This is a genomic window from Capnocytophaga sp. oral taxon 902 (genome assembly GCF_013394735.1).
In the GTDB taxonomy this organism is placed as follows: Bacteria; Bacteroidota; Bacteroidia; order Flavobacteriales; family Flavobacteriaceae; genus Capnocytophaga; species Capnocytophaga ochracea.
Genome location: NZ_CP058261.1, coordinates 2,698,246 through 2,717,065, shown reverse-complemented (window position 1 = coordinate 2,717,065; position 18,820 = coordinate 2,698,246). Strand labels below are relative to the sequence as shown.

19 protein-coding genes, 3 tRNA genes and 1 pseudogene are annotated in these 18,820 nt (G+C 37.1%); 17 read left to right on the top strand and 6 right to left on the bottom strand.

Features of this window, described 5'->3' with window-relative positions; all coding sequences use genetic code 11:
* Positions 1 to 346 precede the first annotated feature (346 nt).
* Complete coding sequence (locus HW278_RS11705; protein ID WP_009419714.1) at positions 347 to 1,036, top strand: PAS domain-containing protein; 690 nt, start codon at positions 347 to 349, stop codon at positions 1,034 to 1,036.
* 77 nt (positions 1,037 to 1,113) lie between these two features.
* Here HW278_RS11705 and yajC read toward each other — a convergent pair whose 3' ends face one another.
* Both yajC and HW278_RS11695 read right to left on the bottom strand, forming a co-directional pair.
* A complete protein-coding gene (yajC, locus tag HW278_RS11700; protein ID WP_002672058.1) occupies positions 1,114 to 1,422 on the bottom strand; it encodes a preprotein translocase subunit YajC in 309 nt (102 codons plus the stop codon).
* A 75-nt stretch (positions 1,423 to 1,497) separates the two neighbouring features.
* Positions 1,498 to 2,439 carry a transcription antitermination protein NusB gene (locus tag HW278_RS11695; RefSeq protein WP_002672060.1) on the bottom strand — a complete coding sequence of 314 codons (942 nt, stop codon included), beginning with the start codon at positions 2,437 to 2,439 and terminating at the stop codon, positions 1,498 to 1,500.
* Positions 2,440 to 2,625: 186 nt separating this feature from the next.
* Here HW278_RS11695 and HW278_RS11690 point away from each other — a divergent pair, with 186 nt between their 5' ends.
* The 16 genes and pseudogenes from HW278_RS11690 (at position 2,626) to HW278_RS11615 (ending at position 15,068) form a co-directional block, all read left to right on the top strand.
* The gene (locus HW278_RS11690) at positions 2,626 to 2,916 is read left to right on the top strand and encodes an HU family DNA-binding protein (RefSeq protein WP_255346883.1); all 291 of its coding nucleotides are present in this window, start codon (positions 2,626 to 2,628) and stop codon (positions 2,914 to 2,916) included.
* 364 nt (positions 2,917 to 3,280) lie between these two features.
* Positions 3,281 to 3,970, top strand: coding sequence for an SIR2 family NAD-dependent protein deacylase (locus tag HW278_RS11685; RefSeq protein WP_009419710.1), 690 nt, complete (start codon positions 3,281 to 3,283; stop codon positions 3,968 to 3,970).
* A complete protein-coding gene (locus HW278_RS11680) occupies positions 3,967 to 4,206 on the top strand; it encodes a hypothetical protein (RefSeq protein WP_002672069.1) in 240 nt (79 codons plus the stop codon). The genes HW278_RS11685 and HW278_RS11680 overlap by 4 nt, the downstream gene beginning before the upstream one ends.
* Positions 4,196 to 5,010: pseudogene (gene pyrF / locus HW278_RS11675) on the top strand (orotidine-5'-phosphate decarboxylase). The gene HW278_RS11680 and the pseudogene pyrF overlap by 11 nt, the downstream one beginning before the upstream one ends.
* A gap of 149 nt (positions 5,011 to 5,159) precedes the next feature.
* The gene (locus tag HW278_RS11670; RefSeq protein WP_178977919.1) at positions 5,160 to 5,606 is read left to right on the top strand and encodes a GNAT family N-acetyltransferase; all 447 of its coding nucleotides are present in this window, start codon (positions 5,160 to 5,162) and stop codon (positions 5,604 to 5,606) included.
* A gap of 55 nt (positions 5,607 to 5,661) precedes the next feature.
* Complete coding sequence (locus tag HW278_RS11665; protein ID WP_178977918.1) at positions 5,662 to 6,312, top strand: epoxyqueuosine reductase QueH; 651 nt, start codon at positions 5,662 to 5,664, stop codon at positions 6,310 to 6,312.
* 5 nt (positions 6,313 to 6,317) lie between these two features.
* The gene (gene truB, locus HW278_RS11660; protein ID WP_178977917.1) at positions 6,318 to 7,994 is read left to right on the top strand and encodes a tRNA pseudouridine(55) synthase TruB; all 1,677 of its coding nucleotides are present in this window, start codon (positions 6,318 to 6,320) and stop codon (positions 7,992 to 7,994) included.
* A gap of 1 nt (position 7,995) precedes the next feature.
* On the top strand, positions 7,996 to 9,045 hold the full coding sequence (locus HW278_RS11655; RefSeq protein WP_009419705.1) for a glutaminyl-peptide cyclotransferase: 1,050 nt from the start codon (positions 7,996 to 7,998) through the stop codon (positions 9,043 to 9,045).
* Between the two features lie 45 nt (positions 9,046 to 9,090).
* Entirely contained in the window at positions 9,091 to 11,205 is a 2,115-nt protein-coding gene (gene recG, locus HW278_RS11650; RefSeq protein ID WP_178977916.1) for an ATP-dependent DNA helicase RecG, read from the top strand.
* Positions 11,206 to 11,315: 110 nt separating this feature from the next.
* Positions 11,316 to 11,390: transfer RNA gene (locus tag HW278_RS11645), tRNA-Val, on the top strand.
* Positions 11,391 to 11,430: 40 nt separating this feature from the next.
* Positions 11,431 to 11,508 (top strand) — tRNA-Val (locus tag HW278_RS11640).
* A gap of 36 nt (positions 11,509 to 11,544) precedes the next feature.
* Positions 11,545 to 11,619: transfer RNA gene (locus HW278_RS11635), tRNA-Val, on the top strand.
* Positions 11,620 to 11,789: 170 nt separating this feature from the next.
* Entirely contained in the window at positions 11,790 to 12,494 is a 705-nt protein-coding gene (locus HW278_RS11630; protein WP_002672085.1) for a MotA/TolQ/ExbB proton channel family protein, read from the top strand.
* 26 nt (positions 12,495 to 12,520) lie between these two features.
* Positions 12,521 to 12,907 carry an ExbD/TolR family protein gene (locus tag HW278_RS11625; protein WP_002672086.1) on the top strand — a complete coding sequence of 129 codons (387 nt, stop codon included), beginning with the start codon at positions 12,521 to 12,523 and terminating at the stop codon, positions 12,905 to 12,907.
* Between the two features lie 8 nt (positions 12,908 to 12,915).
* Positions 12,916 to 13,743: an energy transducer TonB gene (locus HW278_RS11620; protein WP_178977915.1), complete on the top strand. Its 828-nt coding sequence runs from the start codon at positions 12,916 to 12,918 to the stop codon at positions 13,741 to 13,743.
* 110 nt (positions 13,744 to 13,853) lie between these two features.
* Positions 13,854 to 15,068: a bifunctional folylpolyglutamate synthase/dihydrofolate synthase gene (locus tag HW278_RS11615; protein ID WP_178977914.1), complete on the top strand. Its 1,215-nt coding sequence runs from the start codon at positions 13,854 to 13,856 to the stop codon at positions 15,066 to 15,068.
* Positions 15,069 to 15,109: 41 nt separating this feature from the next.
* Here HW278_RS11615 and mgtE read toward each other — a convergent pair whose 3' ends face one another.
* The 4 genes from mgtE to HW278_RS11595 form a co-directional block, all read right to left on the bottom strand.
* Complete coding sequence (mgtE, locus tag HW278_RS11610) at positions 15,110 to 16,465, bottom strand: magnesium transporter (RefSeq protein WP_016479534.1); 1,356 nt, start codon at positions 16,463 to 16,465, stop codon at positions 15,110 to 15,112.
* Between the two features lie 27 nt (positions 16,466 to 16,492).
* Entirely contained in the window at positions 16,493 to 17,266 is a 774-nt protein-coding gene (gene rsmA, locus HW278_RS11605) for a 16S rRNA (adenine(1518)-N(6)/adenine(1519)-N(6))-dimethyltransferase RsmA (protein WP_178977913.1), read from the bottom strand.
* 23 nt (positions 17,267 to 17,289) lie between these two features.
* Complete coding sequence (locus tag HW278_RS11600; protein WP_178977912.1) at positions 17,290 to 17,733, bottom strand: hypothetical protein; 444 nt, start codon at positions 17,731 to 17,733, stop codon at positions 17,290 to 17,292.
* Between the two features lie 146 nt (positions 17,734 to 17,879).
* Positions 17,880 to 18,533: a hypothetical protein gene (locus HW278_RS11595; RefSeq protein WP_178977911.1), complete on the bottom strand. Its 654-nt coding sequence runs from the start codon at positions 18,531 to 18,533 to the stop codon at positions 17,880 to 17,882.
* Positions 18,534 to 18,820 lie beyond the last annotated feature (287 nt).

Sequence of the window (18,820 nt, the reverse complement as noted above, 5' to 3'; positions counted from 1 at the left end):
TAACAGCTTTATATTCTAATTTCACCCTCTATCCAAAATAAGTTATTAACAAAGTTTTTAACAATATAGCAAAATCAGCCTCTTAGGATAATTTTTTAACATACAGTTATACTTTTATATTACTTGAATAGCTAAAATAATAAAAAATAAATGTACGGGAAAGCAAAAGCTACTAAAAATAAGAAGATATAGAAGAGTAGAAATATAGCTGTTAATTACTACAAATCAACGTGTTAAAAAGAATTGTTATATTTAAAACAAAATAGTAATACGATTTTATCTAAAATATTTTGTTCTTTCAGATAACTTTTGTACTTTTGTAGCGTTAAGTATAAAAGGAAATCTTATGTCAGAACTAATTACTAGACCTATACCTATTGATGAAGAAGTAGTGTGGGATAAAACAAAAACTATTATCAGTACTACTGATAAGTTGGGTGCTATTACTGACGTAAATCAAACATTTATAGACGTTTGTGGTTATCCTGCGGTTGAATTATTAGGAAAACCACATAGCATCATTCGTCACCCCGATATGCCTAAAATCATATTTAAGATTACTTGGGATAATATTTTGGCGGGGAGAAACTTTCACGCTATTATTAAAAACTTAGCTAAATCGGGTAAGTATTATTGGGTAATTACCGATTTTGAAGTAGGCAGGAATATTATTGGGGATGTTGTTACTATTATGGCGCGTCAGCATTCAGTACCTAAGTATGTAATTACAGAGCATATTGAGCCTTTATATCAAACGCTCCTTAAACTTGAAAAAATAGGAGATATGGAGCTCAGTAATCGTTATTTTAAGGGCTTTTTAGAAAAACAAGGCAAATCATATATTGAATATATTATGGATATTATGGACGAAAGCAAGCGAGAAATTCACTTTGATCCTATCCCTAATATGCCTCACACTGATACTAACATTGGAGACTATGAAATTTCTGATGATATATTTAGTGAAGAACATCACGAAGAAGAAACTATGATGCAACGCAAGAGTTTCTTTGCAAAATTATTTTCTACGAATTAGAATTTTACAAATATCACAATAAAATGAGAGCGTATCTATTGCAATAGATACGCTCTCCTTTTTGGTTCTTTCTATGACTACGATTCTTTCTTGTCTTGAATTTCTTTCTTATCGTCTTTTAATTTAGCTGACAGTTCCATAGAAATAGCAGAACGTTCAAATTTAATTTTTCCTGAAAGTGTTTCTAAGACACAAGTATCATCAGTAAGTTCTACAATGCGTCCGTGCATACCACTTTTAGTAATTACTTTATCGCCTCTTTTCATTCCTTCAATAAAGTTTTTTTCTTGTTTTTGTCGTCTTACTTGCGGACGAATCATAAAAAAGTAGAATACTAGGATTATCAATATAAGAGGTAGTAAACCACTGTTCATCAATTGTTGCATATTTATTAATTTAATTATTAGTTTTTAGTTATTTTAGAAAATTGTAATTAAGAACTTTTAGCTTTTGGCTTTCAATTATAAAAGTCCTCTTCCTATCTTTTTTATTTGTTGTTTTTCTTCGAGTTCTTTATGTACATTTTTCATTACACCATTAATAAACGCACTACTTTTAGTAGTAGAATATTCCTTGGCAAGTTCTAAATATTCATTAAGTGTTACTTTCACTGGAATACTAGGAAAACTAAGCATCTCACAAACAGCCATTTTTAACAATATACTATCTATTACAGCCACACGATCTTTCTCCCAACCCGTCATTCTACTAATAATTTCATTCTCCCATTTACTATCATTGAGCACTGCCTTCTTTAGTAAACCTGTAAGAAAATCTTTTTCTTCTTCATCTTTATAAAGTGAAGGAACAAAATATTTATCAGGTGAGGTGGGGAGCACTTCTCTAAATAACCTACTTATATAGGTATTTACAATGGGATAATCATCTACCCAAGTGAGATTATAATCTTCAATATATTCATATATTGTCTCATCGGGAGCTATAATTTCTTCAAAAATAGTCATTAAAAAAGATTTATCAGCTTCAAAACTGCTCTTTTGTTTGCTGTATTTCTTATAAAGCTCACTTTCTATAATGCTTTTATATATAGTACGCACATACTCTTCGTGTATTTCCCAATGATTTATACGTGCATCAGCAATGGCTTCTTGTAATAATGTATTATGAACGATGGCTAAGAGCAAAAGGTTTTCAGAGAATTTTTGATGTACTGTTCTTTCTTCAGTAGTAGCCAAATATTTTTTCTGAGCTACTTTGTGTTGATGAGTTGCCAAAGAATGCAGTTCAATGAAAAGTGATAATATTAATAAATATAGGTGTCGCATTTCATCAGCACTGTTTTGCAAGAACTTCAATTCTTTGTCTAAATCCTGACTTTGGCTCTGACGCATTGCATAAATTGATTGCATTACTTTTGCCCTAATATGTCGTCTTGTAAGCATAATTTGTAAGAACTTTCTTAACTTTATTTTGAGAGTGCAAAAGTAGAAAAAAAGGTTTAACGAGCCAAAAAAAAGCGCTAAAAAAGCACCTAAAATGTTAATTTTTTACTAAAAATCGCATTTTTTCTTGTTTTATACTTGCTATGATGAAATATATTACTACCTTTGTCCTTATTAACTGTATTTATAAGTTATCATATGAACAAATCAGAATTAATTGATGCAATTGCAGCAGGGTCTGGACTTACAAAAACCGACTCTAAAAAAGCTGTTGAAGCGTTCTTTTCAAGTGTTGAAAAGGCTCTAAAAAAAGGTGACAAAGTAGCTGTCGTAGGATTCGGTTCTTGGTCAGTTGCTAAAAAAGAAGCCAGAGAGGCTCGCAACCCTCGTACTGGTGCAGTAATTAAAGTACCTGCTAAGAAAGTTGTAAAATTCAAAGCAGGGGCTGAATTATCTGAAGCAGTAAACAAAAAGTAATTGCAGTAAAAAAGTCCCTTTCAGTTGAAAGGGACTTTTTTTATTTATTAGTAGATGAGTTAATTAGCATAGAAGCCTTATTTAATGATTAATGGTTAACGATTAATGGTTAATTTGGGAGAAGCTTATAGAAAGCTTATAGGAAAGACGAACAAAAGACGAACAATGAACGAAGGAAAAGTGAAGTTAAGTTGATGCTAAAGTAGAGATAAGAAGTAGGAAATTAGTAGACTTCTACTTTGCTAAAAGTCGTAGCACAACAGGCAAGTCGTAGCACGACGGGCTATTAGAAACTTTAGCAAGGTGCAAAGCGCACGAAAGCGCAAATTAATTCTCTGACAAGACTATAACTAACATTACCAATATGAAAAAGAAGAAAATAGTAGTCCTCACGGGGGCAGGGATTAGCGCTGAAAGTGGTGTGAAAACTTTCCGAGATGCCGATGGTTTGTGGGAAGGTCACGATATAGAACAAGTGGCAACACCTTATGGTTTTGAGAAAGACCCTGAACTTGTATTGAACTTCTACAACGGCTTACGCAAACAGGTGAAAAATGTGCAACCTAATCCCGCTCACTTATTATTAGCCGAGTTGGAAAAAGAGTACGACGTAGTGATCATCACTCAAAATGTAGATGACTTGCACGAACGTGCGGGTAGCCATCACATTATTCACTTACACGGCGAACTGCTAAAAATGAGGGGAGTAGATGACCCCTATACACTCTACGACTGTACTGACGACATTAAAGTGGGCGACCTGAGCCCCAGTGGAGCACAATTACGACCTCACATCGTGTGGTTTGGCGAAGATGTACCAATGATTGTAAAGGCTGCCGAAGAGGTAGAAACTGCCGATATAGTGGTTATTGTAGGTACTTCATTACAAGTGTACCCCGCTGCTGGATTGATGAACTGTGCCAAGAAAGATACACCTATATATTATATAGACCCACGTCCAAGCATCAGTAGTAAAGATAAAATCACTGTAATTAAAGACGTTGCTTCAACAGGGGTAGCTAAAGCTATTGAACTAATAAAAGAATTGAAATGAGTAACTTCCCAAAATTTATTTTAGGTGACAACACCGATATGCCCGACGCTATGTTCGTGGTGCATTTAGAGTATCCGCGCTTCGTGCTGAACTTAGACAACGATGAAGTAGAATGGCTCGAAGAGTTCGACGAAGAAGACACCAAAGAGTTAGAGGCTGAAAGCGAGAACCTTATAGAAGAAGCTATCGCTTTCTACGAACGAGAAATCGCCCGTATAGAAGAAAATGACTACTAAGCAACTCATACAGCAAATCGAAGCTAAACAATCGCTGTTATGTGTGGGCTTGGATACCGATATGACTAAAATTCCTCCTCACTTGCTTGAAGAGGAAGACCCGCTGTTCGCGTTCAACAAGGCGATTATAGAGGCTACTCACTCATTTGCGGTAGCCTACAAACCCAATACAGCTTTCTACGAAGCACACGGCGAAAAAGGTTGGTACGCCTTAAAAAAGACGATTGACTACCTGAACCGTCACCACCCTGAGATTTTCACTATTGCTGATGCCAAACGCGGGATATAGGCAACACTTCAAGTATGTATGCCAAAGCTTTCTTTGAAGATATGCAATTCGATAGCGTGACAGTAGCCCCTTATATGGGAAGGGATTCGGTAGAGCCTTTTTTAGCTTTTGAGAACAAACACACCATTCTCTTAGCACTAACTTCTAATGAAGGAGCTTTCGACTTCCAAACGCAAAAACTCAACGATGAAGAGCTGTACAAAAGGGTATTACGCACCTCACTCACTTGGCAAAACAGTCAAAACTTGATGTACGTAGTAGGTGCGACCAAGGCGGAATACTTAAAGGAAATACGCAAAATTATACCTGAACATTTCTTGTTAGTACCAGGAGTAGGGGCACAAGGAGGTAGCTTGGAAGAGGTATGTAAGTATGGTTTGAACGACCACTACGGACTGCTTATCAACTCGTCAAGAGGGATTATCTACGCTTCTAAGGGCGAAGACTATGCCAAAATAGCAGGTGAAAAAGCTGAGGAATTACAACAGAAGATGAAATTAATGATTAATGGTTAATGATAAGTAGTAAATGAGTAGTAATGAAAAGGAGCAAGAGAAATGACAAGTGTGAGAAGTAATAGGTATATCAACTTTGTACAAGTTTAAAACTTTGTCAGAATATGGTGATTAAGAACTAGTAAACTAATGACTAACAACTAAATAATATGATTACATTTTTAAATAAAAGCAACATTACACCAACCATTGAAGATGACGCCCACAGACTTTTTTCACTGTTGAGCAGGCGCTACCAACAACGACTATCTGACCTTTTTCAAGACAAAACTAAAGCGCCTTATGTAGTAGGTTATATAGAAGACGGTCGCCTACACGGAATGGCTTCTATGGCTATCTACAGAGTGATTTCGGGCTATAAAGGTTGGATAGAAGATGTGGTGGTAGACGAGATGGCACGTGGTAAAAAAATAGGCACTCAGCTCATTCAACTTCTTATTGCCAAAGGCAAAGAATTGGGTTTGGGAGAAATATTGCTCTTTACCTCACCTACTAACGAAGTAGCTATTAAGCTCTATGAAAATGAAGGCTTTAAACGCAAAGGTGCAGAGGTATATGTGAACGCTCTCAAACAAATGTACCCACCAGAGTCTTGATATATTACTATTTCTTTGTATTTTTGCCCTCTGATAAGGAAACAATAAAAATACTATGGAATTAGTCCACAAGAATCTCGTATTGCCCAATAATGGCAAAAAGCTCTTGTTGCACACTTGTTGTGCGCCTTGCTCGGGCTCTATTATACTATCTATTCAGGGGTCGGGGATAGAGTTTACTATATTTTTTTACAACCCTAATATTCACCCTCAAAAAGAATACGAAATTCGCAAAGAGGAAAATATACGCTTTGCCGAAAAGTCTGGCGTACCTATTGTAGATGCCGAATACGACACCGATAACTGGTATACGCGTGCTAAAGGTATGGAATTTGAACCCGAACGCGGTAGCCGTTGTGCAATGTGCTTTGATATGCGTATGGAGCGTACGGCTTTATATGCTTACGAAAACGGCTTTGATACCATTGCAACCTCACTGGGCATCTCTCGTTGGAAAGACCTCAACCAAGTGAATGAAGCAGGCAAAAATGCTGCCAGTAAGTACGAGGGACTTACCTATTGGGACTACAATTGGCGCAAAAACGGAGGTGCTGCCTGTAATATGGAAATCTGCAAAAACGAGAAGTTCTATCAACAAGAGTACTGCGGTTGTGCTTTCTCGTTGCGCGATGCTAACAAATGGCGAGTAGCCAACGGAAGAGAAAAAATACGAATAGGGGAAAAATACTACGGAAGTGAAAAGTGAATAGTATGATAACTCCAGAAGAACTTACAGAGGGTCGTATCTTGCTTATCGATAAGCCCTTGCAATGGTCGTCGTTTCAAGCGGTGAACAAAATCAAATGGGCAATACTCAAACACTATAAGCTCAAGAAGATAAAGATAGGGCACGCAGGAACATTAGACCCGCTTGCCTCTGGTTTATTGGTGATTTGTACGGGCAAATTTACTAAGAAGATTACCGAAATACAAGACGCTGTAAAAACTTATACAGGTACTATCACCGTAGGGGCTACGACTCTTTCCTACGATAAGGAAACCGAAATAGATGCCTACTACCCTACTGACCATATCACTCCTGAACTGATAGAACAAGTGCGAATGCAGTTTATAGGGGAGCTCACGCAAACGCCTCCTGTATTTTCGGCTATCAAGAAAGAAGGCAAACGGCTCTACGAATTTGCCCGCGACGGCAAAGAAATAGAAGTTCCTCAGCGCACTATCTATATTTACAGTTTCGATATAGATGCAAGTCAGTTTCCTAAGTTGCACTTTGAGGTGGTATGTAGCAAAGGCACCTACATACGCTCCTTGGCAAATGACTTTGGTAAAGCCTTAGGGTCTGGTGGCTATCTATCTGCATTGCGACGTACTAAGATAGGTGATTTTTCGGTAAATGATGCCTTAACGCCTGATGAATTTATAAACATACATATTCCAAAAATGCAAACAAAACCTATTATTCTCACTACTGTATTCGAGCGATTTATCGATAAGAATAAAACAACTCTTAATGACCATTTCGCTCGAAAAGAATCTACTTTGAACACACAAAACAATAGGAAAAAGTCTATTAATGAAGTGTATGAAGAGCGAGAGCGAGAACGCCTTAATAAACAACAAAAACAACAACACACTTCCGACCTTAATATAGAAGCTATTTTTCCTCGAAAAAAGAAGAAAAAGACCTCAGGAATCAAATATGAGTTTCGCTACTTTCTATCGATGTTTTCAAATACTGATAAGGCAATTATACTTACTTTACTGATACTTTTCGGTACGATAGTAACCCTTATGGTGATACAACTTAGCAGTAGAGAGAAAGAAATAATGATTGAAATGGCACTCACTCCAGATGATTTACCTTATGAACCTCCAAAATTAGAGGAACAAACTGAAGCGCCTGATCTTTCTCAAGCTATGAATACAAAACTGACTACTAATGCCTATAATCAAGCCGATGCTGACTTACGTCATACTGAGAATTTTAAAACTTTAGACGAAATAATGGCAGAGCGTGCTTCTCAAGAGATGGAAAGCGCTAAAGAAGAATTGGTGAGTAATAATAAAATGTCGTCCAACTTAGTAATATCGGACGATAATACTCTTCAAAAAACGACTAAAATTTCATCTGATAATAAAGTAAATAAGAATACTTTAGTAAAATATGCCTTATCTGGCAGGACAGGAAATATACCTAACCCTGTATTTACTTGTGAAAAGGAAGGGCAAGTAGTGATTATTATTACAGTTGATGAAGCAGGAAGAGTTATTAGAACAACTCTTGACAAAATGAATTCAACTACCAATGATGATTGCCTTATAGAAAACTCATTACTATATGCTAGCAGAGCCAGATTTAATGCTGTAACAGGCAAAAAAGAGCAAACAGGAACTATTACTTATATTTTTCAAAGTAAACGATAGAATGAAATTACAACAGTTAATTTGCATATTAAGTTTCTTATTAATAGGAGCTTGCAAAAATGCAAATCCACCTAAGCAAGACGCTTTCAATATAGAACTGTATCCTAAAAAGAAGGAATACCACATAGGAGAAACTTTACAGATAAAAGTTGTGAATCCTAAGTTTGAAGGTAAAATAGTAAAGATTAGTTATCAGTTTCATCACCAAGAGCTTGTTGTTACTAATGAGAACATAGTACTTGAAAACCTAATGTTAGGTAAACAGCCTTTAGAAGTAACTGTATATACTGATAAAGGAGAAGTTTATAAAGTACGAAAAGAAATTTTACTTTTAGCAGGACAAGCTCCTAAATTGTATACTTATAAAATACTAAATGAATATCCCCACGACAAACAGGCTTATACTCAAGGTTTAGAATTTATAGGTGATACTTTAGTAGAAAGCACAGGGCAATACCGAGAATCTTCCATACGCAAATGGAATCCTTTTACGGGCGAAATGTACAAAAATGTACCTTTACAAGCAATGTATTTTGGTGAAGGAGCTACCGTTTTTAGAGATAAAATTATCCAACTCACTTGGAGAGAAAATATAGGATTCGTATATGATACTCAGCTAAAATTGTTAAAAACATTCTCTTACAATAAAAGTAAAGAAGGTTGGGGACTCTGTCATAACGGTAGTGATAAACTTTACAAAAGTGATGGTTCAGAAAAGATTTGGATACTCAATCCTAACACTTTTGAAGAAGTAGACAGTTTACAACTATGTACTAATAAATCTATTTTTACCAATGCTAACGAATTAGAATTTGTAGACGGGAAAATATATGCTAATACTTATCTAAAAGATGGTATTATGATTATCAACCCCAATAATGGTGCTATAGAAGGCGTTGTAGATGTACGAGGATTAAAAGAAAAAGTAGAACAAACTCCTGATTTAGATGTTCTTAATGGCATTGCTTATCACGCTAGGCGTAATACTTTCTTCATCACGGGTAAGAATTGGAGTAAGATATTTGAGGTAGTTTTTATAAACAAGAATTAAATAACGTGAGCTTGATGTTTGTATTTTTTTATTACTTTTGCTCTTATGATTCCAGAGAATATCCTACATACTCCCATCAACTATCTGCGTGGCGTGGGCAATCAGCGGGCTGAACTCCTGAAAACAGAGCTCGGTATCTATGAGTATCAAGATTTGCTAAACTTGTTCCCTAACAGGTATATCGACCGTACCAAGTTTTACAAAATCAACGAATTGCAGAACAATAATACCGAGGTGCAACTCGTAGGCAAGATAGTAACCTTACGCACAGTAGAGTCGGCTCACCAAAAAGGTACTCGTCTTGTTGCTACCTTTGTAGACGATACGGGCGCTATGGAGCTCGTGTGGTTCAAAGGACTCAAATGGTTGCGTGAATCCCTAAAAATCAACGAACCTTATGTGATTTTTGGCAAACTGAATTTCTTTGGAGGTACTTTCTCTATGCCTCACCCCGAAATGGACTTGCTCAGCGAATTCAAGAAGGCAGGACACAGCAGTATTCAGCCCGTATATCCCTCTACCGAAAAATTAGCTAAACGCAACATTACCAATAGAGTGATGCGCCAATTAGTACAAACAGTTTTTGAAGAAATAGGCAATAGCTTTGTCGAGAATTTACCAGATAACATACTCGCTTCTATGAACCTCATCTCCAAGCAAGAGGCAATGCGCAATATCCACTTTCCTACAAATCAAACTTTGCTTACTAAAGCCTCTGTACGGCTCAAATTTGAAGAGCTTTTCTACATACAAGTGCAGTTGGTACGCAAGAATCTTCTGCACAAACAGAAGTTCCAAGGACAACCTTTCAAGAAGGTAGGCGATGCTTTTATGAACTTCTATAACCATCATTTGCCTTTTCCGCTTACCAATGCCCAAAAACGAGTATTGAAAGAGATACGCGCCGATGTGGGCTCAAATGCCCAAATGAACCGCTTGTTGCAAGGCGATGTAGGCTCTGGTAAAACCATCGTAGCCCTAATGACGATGCTTTTAGCAATAGATAATGGTTGTCAGGCCTGCTTGATGGCACCTACCGAAATTCTCGCCAATCAGCATTACCAAAACATTAGTGAACTACTAAAAGAAACAGGAGTAACTGTAGCACTGCTCACAGGTTCGTCTAAAACTAAAGAACGCAAAATGTTAGACGAACAATTACAGTCTGGAGAGCTTTCTATCCTTATAGGCACTCACGCTCTTTTGGAAAACAAAGTACAGTTCAGAAACTTAGGACTCGCCATTATCGATGAGCAACACCGATTTGGGGTAGAACAGCGCTCGAAGTTATGGCATAAAAACACTATTCCACCTCATATCTTAGTAATGACCGCCACCCCTATCCCGCGCACTTTAGCGATGAGTGTATATGGTGATTTAGATGTTTCGATAATAGATGAACTCCCCCCTGGGCGTAAGCCTATTAAAACTCTACATCAGTTTGAAAACCATCGTGCAGAGACTTATGAATTTATTAAAAAAGAGATAGATAAAGGACGACAAGCTTATGTAGTATATCCACTTATAGAAGAATCGGAAGCGTTAGATTTTAAGAACCTTACCGAAGGCTATGATTATATCACAGCAAGCTTCCCTTTGCCAAAATATAAGGTTTCTATGGTACACGGTAGACTCAAACCAGCTGAAAAAGATGCTGAAATGGAGCGATTCCTACGTAATGAAACACAAATAATGGTGGCTACTACCGTGATAGAAGTAGGAGTAAATGTTCCCAATGCCTCCGTAATGGTAATTGAGAGTGCCGAGCGCTTTGGACTCTCACAACTACACCAGCTACGCGGGCGTGTAGGGCGTGGCAGTGAACAGAGTTATTGTATATTACTCACAGGCAACAAAATGAGTAACGATACTCGTACACGTATGGAAACGATGGTGCGCACCAACGACGGTTTTGAAATCGCTGAAGTAGACCTAAAATTGCGTGGGCCTGGTGACCTAATGGGTACACAACAAAGTGGAGTGCTCGCTCTAAAAATAGCCGACCTTGTAAAAGACCAAGATATACTAAAAGCAGCGCGCTTTCAGGCTATCGATCTACTGAAAGCCGACCCTAATTTAGAGTTGCCCCCAAACCAACGCATAGTCCACACACTCTATCAGTTACAACGCTATAAGAACCTCTGGACATACATTTCATAAAGGAGTTGAAGAGGTAATACTTACTACATTGTAATCTTTTTCTACTTTTTTTACCAAAAAATTTGGAGAGTTAAAAAAAAGTAGTACCTTTGCACCCGAATTAAACGTAAGGGTTCTTAGCTCAGCTGGTTCAGAGCATCTGCCTTACAAGCAGAGGGTCACTGGTTCGAATCCAGTAGGACCCACTTAGGTTAAAATTAAAAAATTTTTATCATTGTAATTTTTGGGTTCTTAGCTCAGCTGGTTCAGAGCATCTGCCTTACAAGCAGAGGGTCACTGGTTCGAATCCAGTAGGACCCACCAAAACTCGGATTTTATTGTTGTTTTCATAATTAAAAGGGATTCTTAGCTCAGCTGGTTCAGAGCATCTGCCTTACAAGCAGAGGGTCACTGGTTCGAATCCAGTAGAGTCCACAAAAGCTACTCAATATACTGAGTAGCTTTTTTTGTTAATTATTCATTTAAACAACAAATGACTATCAAGCACTTATAATTTTATAAATTGTTAATTATTAATTAATAATTGTGTATTGATAATTATTTCTTACTTTTGCAATATTTTTAAACAGAAAAACAAAAATAATATGTTAGGATTACAAACTTCTGTAGACGTTGCGACTACTGCAACTGACACTGCTCCCGTCGCAGTACAAGAGAAAACCCTTTCTATAATGGAACTGATTCTAGATGGTGGTATGGGGAGTATCATTATTATTAGTATTTTATTTGTGATGCTCGCTGTAGCTCTTTTTCTCTATTTTGAACGCCTTTTTGCTATTAAGGCAGCTTCTAAGATGGATAAAACTTTTATGTATAAAATACGTGATTGTATCTCAGCTGGGCGCTTAGATGCTGCTAAAATGCTTTGTGTACAATCCAATACTCCTGTAGCACGCCTTATTGAAAAGGGGGTTTCTCGTATAGGTAAACCTCTTGAAGATATTAATAAAGCTATTGAAAATGCAGGTACTTTAGAGGTCTACAATCTTGAAAAGAATACGGCTATTCTCGCTACTATTGCAGGAGCAGGACCTATGATTGGATTCTTAGGTACAGTTGTTGGTATGATTATGTCATTCCACGAAATGGCTTCAGCAGGCGGTCAGGCAGAGATGGGGTCATTAGCAAGTGGTATCTACACCGCGATGGCAACTACCGTAGCGGGGCTTATAGTAGGAATTATTGCTTATGTAGGCTACAACCACTTAGTAGTAAAAACTGATAAGGTGGTACACCTAATGGAAGCCAATGCTGTTGAATTCTTAGACTTGTTAAACGAACCTCTATAGTCTTAAAAAACTACTCTGATCTAATTATGAAATTAAAAGGTAGAAATAAAGTAAGTCCTGAGTTCAGTATGTCGTCTATGACGGACATTGTGTTTCTGTTGTTAATATTCTTTATGATTACTGCCAACAGCCCCAATGCACTCGATTTGTTATTGCCTAAAGCTAAAGGTAAAAGTACTAATACACAAAACGTTTCAGTAAGCATTGATAAAGATTTAAACTATTTTCTTGACAAGAAACCTATTTCAGTAGATAATCTCGATACAGAGCTCAAATCAGCGCTCAAGGGAGTGGAAAATCCTACTATCATTTTGCGTGTAGAGGAAAGTGTACCTATTGAAAATGCGGTAACAGTGATGGATGTGGCAAACCAAAACCAATTTAAGGTGATTTTGGCTGTTCGTCCAAAATAGAAAGGTATATGAATTTATTCGATACAGAACATAAACGTAAATCCTTAGCACTCACTACGGTTGTGATGTGTTTAGTAATCTTCATACTGTTTTTTGCAGGAATGAAGTACTTAGACCCACCGCCCGAAAAAGGTGTAGAGGTTATTTATGGAGTCGATTTGGTAGGAATGGGCGAACGCACTCCTCCGCCAAGTGCTGCTAAGCAGGAAGAAACTAAAACGCCTCCTCAAACACAACCAGAACAGAGTACTTCACAAGAAGTAAAGGAAAACCTTTTGGCTCAAGATAACAACGAAGAAGTTTCTGTACCCGAAGTACCGAAAAAGAAAGAAAAAAAGAAAGAAACACCTAAAAAAGACATTCCAAAAGAGAGTCCCAAACCCGCTCCTAAACCTTCACGGGAAACTTCGGATGCGTTATCAAATATATTGGGAGCTGCCAATGCAGGTGGTAGTGGTATCTCAGGACAAGGAGATGGCAACCAACCTGGTTATCAGGGACAGATAGATGGTAGTCAGTACGCTAATTCTTATTATGGCTCAGGAGGTGGTAATGGCACTGGCAAAGGTTGGGGACTTAAAGGTCGTACTATTGCTTCACAAGGTAAAGTACCTCAAAATTGTAATGAAGAAGGACGCGTAGTAGTACAAATAGAAGTAGACCGTAGTGGTAAAGTAGTAAAAGCTACTGCTGGTGTGAAAGGAACTACTAACTCTGCTCAGTGTTTGCTGGAAGCTGCTCGAAAAACAGCTGCTATGCACCGCTGGAACGCAGATGATAATGCCCCTGCACGTCAAGTAGGTTTTATTGTTATCAACTTTAAACTTGGAGAATAAGAAATCAATTAATAATTGGTAATTAATAATTAACAAGGATGAGATAATGGTTATAGTATAACTGATTATCTCATTTTTGATTGTACAACAACTAAAAAATATCTTTAACATTGAATTATCAAGAAACACTTTCGTGGATGTTCAGCCGCTTGCCAATGTTTCAAACACAGGGTAAAACCGCTTTGAACAACAAATTAGATAATATCCTCGCCTTTACTTCGGTGTTAGGAAACCCTCAAACAAAATTCAAAAGTTTGCATATCGCAGGCACTAACGGAAAGGGTTCTTCCAGCAGTATGCTCGCATCTATCCTACAAGAGGCAGGATATAAGGTAGGATTGTACACCTCTCCACATCTCAAAGACTTCCGCGAACGTATCAAAATTAATGGGAAGGAAATACCCGAAGACTATGTGGTAAGTTTTATAGCTAAAAACAGACCCTTTTTGGAAGAATATCACCTCTCATTCTTCGAAATGACAGTAGGAATGGCGTTCAGCTATTTCGAAAATGAAAAAGTAGATATCGCTGTGATAGAAGTAGGTTTAGGAGGACGTTTTGACTCCACTAATATTATCACCCCTGAAGTTTCTCTTATTACCAATATCTCTAAAGACCATACTGATATTTTAGGAGATACTTTACCTAAAATAGCTTTTGAAAAAGCTGGTATTATCAAACAAAATGTGCCTGTAGTAATCAGTGAATATCAAGAGGAGACAGCTCCCGTCTTCACAGCAAAAGCTAAAGAAATGAATGCTCCTATTATTTTTGCCAATCACATAGAAACTTCTCTTACAACCGACCTTCAAGGTGCCTATCAAGAGAAAAACATCAAAGGAGTAATAGCCGTTACCGAATTGCTTATCCACCAGGGGTGGGATATTACTCCGGAGAATATTGCACAAGGACTTTTACACGTGGTGCACAATACAAACCTGAAAGGTCGTTGGCAAACCCTTGGCTCCTACCCTACTATCGTATGTGATACAGGACATAATGTGGGAGGACTTACTTATGTGATGGAACAACTCAAAAAGCAAACCTATACACACCTTCATATTGTAGTAGGTTTTGTAAAAGAAAAAGATGTAAATAGTGTTTTAGAGCTTTTCCCAAAAGAAGCTACCTATTATTTTTGCAGTCCTGCTATTGCAAGAGGACTTAATGTAGATACATTAAAGGAAATTGCTACTGCAAAAGGACTCCAAGGGGACGCATATTCTTCAGTAGCAGAAGCCTTAAATGTCGCTAAGGCACAAGCGCTTACCACTGACTTTATCTTTGTGGGTGGAAGCACGTTTGTAGTTGCGGAAGTATTGTAAAATAACAAAAAGCGGATACAGAAAAGCAAATGAAGGTTGTTTTAAAACCCTAATATCATTTTAGCGATAAAAAAGTAAATCAAGATACCTAAAACATCGTTGCTGGTAGTGATAAACGGACCCGTAGCAACTGCTGGGTCAATACCGCGCTTATGGAGAAGTATCGGGATAAAAGTACCTATCACAGCAGCATTTACAATCACTGTAATGAGTGCTATGGCTACCGTAATACTTACCAAATACTCAGCTTGAAAAGCAAAATGGCTTACTAATATCACTATTCCTGCAATAGTTCCTCCGTTGATGAGTCCTAATAGAAATTCTTTGAACAACCGCTTGATAAGTTCGCCGTCGATAGAATTATTTGCCAACCCTTGTACTATTATCGCTGATGATTGTACTCCCACATTTCCTGCAGTAGCTTGAATAAGCGGAATAAATATCAATAATATAGGGTAAATCATCATCGTATCCTGAAAACCATTGATAATACTCGCTGCACCTAATCCTCCGAACATTCCAATAAGTAACCAAGGCAAACGCGCTTTGGTAAGTTTCCATACACTATCGCTTGCCTCCACATCATTGGTGATACCTGCTGCCAACTGATAGTCTTTTTCAGCTTCTTCTTTTATCACGTCCACCACATCATCAATAGTGATGCGTCCCACAAGACGTTTCATCTCATCAACTACGGGAATTGCCTCTAAGTCATACTTACTCATTATGTGAGCTACCTCTTCGGCAGTATCAGTAACGTATACATAGTCTACTTTTGGAATATAAATGTCTTTCACTTCTGAACGTGTGGAAGTAGTAAGCAAATCTTTAAGTGAAAGTCGTCCTTTAAGCACATCATTATCATCTACTACATAAATAGAATGCACACGAGTAACGTGAGCCGCCTGTTCGCGCATTTCTTTTACGCATTTTAGCACATTCCAATTCTCATTTACCTTTACAAGTTCCTTCGCCATTAGTCCTCCCGCAGTATCTTCGCCATAACGAAGTAATTCTACGATGTCTTTGGCGTGTTCTACATCTGTGATATGCGAAATAACTTCTGTTTTTCTATCCTCGGGCAGTTCAGAGATAATATCCACCGCATCATCGGTGTCTAACTCGATGATTTCATCGGCAATTTCTTTTGCAGAAAGGTTTTTTAAGATATTCTCACGATAATCATCGTCTAATTCTGTGAGTACATCTGATGTTTTCTCAGCATCAATTAAACGAATGATGTATACCCCCTCTTCAATATCCAATTCGTGAATGATTTCGGCTATATCGGCATAGTGTAAATCATTTAAGAGGGTTGTAAGTTCTTTATTTTGTTTTTCCTCAATGAGTTTATGGATTTTCTCAATGAGTTCATCTGTTATTTTAAAAGTTGTCATAGTTTTAAGACGTCAAATCGTTAGCTATCAAACTTGATTACTGATTTTTTTAGTAATAAAAACAAACTCTTGCCAAGGCAATTGCTCAGGACGTTTATCAAATATAGAGTCTTGCTTTAAATTCTCATCTGTAAGTAGTGATTTTAGACTATTGCGAAGGGTTTTTCGCCGTTGATTGAAAGCCGTTTTCACTACGGTAAAGAATAATCCTTCATCACAATCTAAATGGAAGTCAGTTTTGCGTACTAATCGTATTACACCACTCTTTACTTTGGGCGGAGGATTAAAAACACTCTCCGAAACTGTGAATAAATAGCTCGTTTCATAAAAAGCCTGTACTAAAACTGACAAAATTCCATACGTTTTACTGCCTTCGTGCTCGCATATACGTTCGGCAACCTCTTTCTGAAACATTCCGCTAAACTCAGAAACGTATTCTCGCAGTTCAAGTAGTTTAAAAACGATTTGAGTAGATATATTATAAGGAAAATTACCTATAATGGCAAATGGTTCGGCTAAATAACCCGCTACATCATATTTCAAAAAGTCATCAGCAATTATTTTTCCTCTTAATGCAGGATAATTTGCCTCCAAATAAGCTACCGATTCCTTATCGATTTCCACTATGTGCACATCAACGTCTTTTTTGAGCAAAAACTGAGTAAGTACGCCCATTCCAGCTCCTATTTCTACTACTTTTTTATAGTTTTTTAGCGATAATGTATCAGCTATCTTCTGTGCAATGTTCAAATCTCTTAAGAAATGTTGCCCTAAATGCTTTTTTGCTTTTACTAATTCCATTTATATACCTTTCAGCGAGGCTTTTAGTTGTTATTTTGCAGAAGTATCGACCTTATTTCCTCATAATGGTCAGTTCCTACCAAAAACACTTTCTTTCTGTCCTTAGACACTATCCTGATTGCCTTATTATGTTTCGTATTATAGATGATACCTGCCGAAGTATACCGTATTCCGATGCCATAATACCAAGGAACATCAATAAGTTGAATAGTAGAGACGTCCATTTCTTGAAAATTCATTCGTCTACTCAAAAAACCGATACCAAATGAAGCTACAATACCATAATCATCAATTACAGTAGTGAGTTTATAGAATACAGCTACTAAAATAGCCACTAATAATAAAATTATTACCCAACCTCCTTTGTTTTGATAGCCCGAAAAAGCTATAATCCCTATAAAAAGGGCTAAAATAGACAGTAATATATAAGAAAATTGTGTTTCTTTAAATTCTATAGCTGTTTTCATAATATTATTCTTTTGTGCAATTTAAAAATACACAGAAGCCACACCCTAAAATCTAATAAAAATTTATAAACAAGAAAAAGAACAAATTCTTAACTTTGGTGGCGGGTGAGCTTCTGTGCTAAAATGTTTATATTATTGCATTACAACTAACTCTTTACGAGTTTACCAATGCTTTCAAGTAGTTGCGGACGGTCAGAAAGAGCTATCTTAGCTACTTCGTAAAATTCCTTCACCCATTTGTTCATTGCCTCAAAAGCTTTGTTCTTATCCTGAGTGGCTTGTTGGTCGATACCGCGCAATTTCACGTATTGCGCACGGAGTTCTTCCACTTTCGCAATGGCTGAAAGCTGTTCATCGGCGACGGCTTCGGTAAGTTTAAACCTGTCGAGCACTGCTCGCTGGGTAGTAGTGGCTTTAATGCCTTCGTAAAGCTTTTTCGTAGTGGCTAAACCTTCCAGATAATCGCGTGACATCGTTCCTTTTAACCCAAATGATACCAGCGCTTCGGGAGATGCTTTTAACGCTACTTTTGCGACCTTGCGATGTTCTTTATATTTGTCGCTCATCGCTTTATAAGCCTTTTCAAACAAGGCTCTTTTCTCTACCGTTTGGCTTGTTTTTGCCAAATTATCGTTATAAGCAGCTTGTGCTTTATCATAAAGCGCTTTACCCACTTTCATAGCCTCTTCATTGTATTGATATTCCTCTAACTGAGCTTTCAATTCGGCTATTTCGCTGTAATTGGTAAATAACAAACGTCTGTTTTCTAGTGTTTTTAATTCTGTGCTCTTTTCCTTCATAATATTACATATTTTAAAAGGTCTATAAATTAGTTGAAAAATGTTAAATCATTATGATTTACATTCATTTTTATACCGCAAAAATCCTGCCAAATAACACTGTACAAATTATTGTTTTTGTTTGTAGAAAAGCATTCTTTGTAAACTTCTCATATCAATTTAAAATAATATGATAAGCTGTTACATTACTTACGTTTGTAGTTACAGTGGGTTATTTTGGCATTACAATACGCTTTTTACTTATTACTTAGTTTCGTTATTTTATTACTTTGTTATCTTTTAAATTT

What these genes read in the sequence shown, in the direction of transcription:
- HW278_RS11600 (WP_178977912.1), bottom strand. Translation starts at nt 17,733, where the DNA reads ATGAAAACAGCTATAGAATTTAAAGAAACACAATTTTCTTATATATTA.
- recG (WP_178977916.1), top strand. Translation starts at nt 9,091, where the DNA reads ATGATTCCAGAGAATATCCTACATACTCCCATCAACTATCTGCGTGGC.
- yajC (WP_002672058.1), bottom strand. Translation starts at nt 1,422, where the DNA reads ATGCAACAATTGATGAACAGTGGTTTACTACCTCTTATATTGATAATC.
- HW278_RS11620 (WP_178977915.1), top strand. Translation starts at nt 12,916, where the DNA reads ATGAATTTATTCGATACAGAACATAAACGTAAATCCTTAGCACTCACT.
- mgtE (WP_016479534.1), bottom strand. Translation starts at nt 16,465, where the DNA reads ATGACAACTTTTAAAATAACAGATGAACTCATTGAGAAAATCCATAAA.
- truB (WP_178977917.1), top strand. Translation starts at nt 6,318, where the DNA reads ATGATAACTCCAGAAGAACTTACAGAGGGTCGTATCTTGCTTATCGAT.
- HW278_RS11680 (WP_002672069.1), top strand. Translation starts at nt 3,967, where the DNA reads ATGAGTAACTTCCCAAAATTTATTTTAGGTGACAACACCGATATGCCC.
- HW278_RS11685 (WP_009419710.1), top strand. Translation starts at nt 3,281, where the DNA reads ATGAAAAAGAAGAAAATAGTAGTCCTCACGGGGGCAGGGATTAGCGCT.
- HW278_RS11595 (WP_178977911.1), bottom strand. Translation starts at nt 18,533, where the DNA reads ATGAAGGAAAAGAGCACAGAATTAAAAACACTAGAAAACAGACGTTTG.
- HW278_RS11670 (WP_178977919.1), top strand. Translation starts at nt 5,160, where the DNA reads ATGATTACATTTTTAAATAAAAGCAACATTACACCAACCATTGAAGAT.
- HW278_RS11630 (WP_002672085.1), top strand. Translation starts at nt 11,790, where the DNA reads ATGTTAGGATTACAAACTTCTGTAGACGTTGCGACTACTGCAACTGAC.
- HW278_RS11655 (WP_009419705.1), top strand. Translation starts at nt 7,996, where the DNA reads ATGAAATTACAACAGTTAATTTGCATATTAAGTTTCTTATTAATAGGA.
- HW278_RS11665 (WP_178977918.1), top strand. Translation starts at nt 5,662, where the DNA reads ATGGAATTAGTCCACAAGAATCTCGTATTGCCCAATAATGGCAAAAAG.
- HW278_RS11705 (WP_009419714.1), top strand. Translation starts at nt 347, where the DNA reads ATGTCAGAACTAATTACTAGACCTATACCTATTGATGAAGAAGTAGTG.
- rsmA (WP_178977913.1), bottom strand. Translation starts at nt 17,266, where the DNA reads ATGGAATTAGTAAAAGCAAAAAAGCATTTAGGGCAACATTTCTTAAGA.
- HW278_RS11695 (WP_002672060.1), bottom strand. Translation starts at nt 2,439, where the DNA reads ATGCTTACAAGACGACATATTAGGGCAAAAGTAATGCAATCAATTTAT.
- HW278_RS11625 (WP_002672086.1), top strand. Translation starts at nt 12,521, where the DNA reads ATGAAATTAAAAGGTAGAAATAAAGTAAGTCCTGAGTTCAGTATGTCG.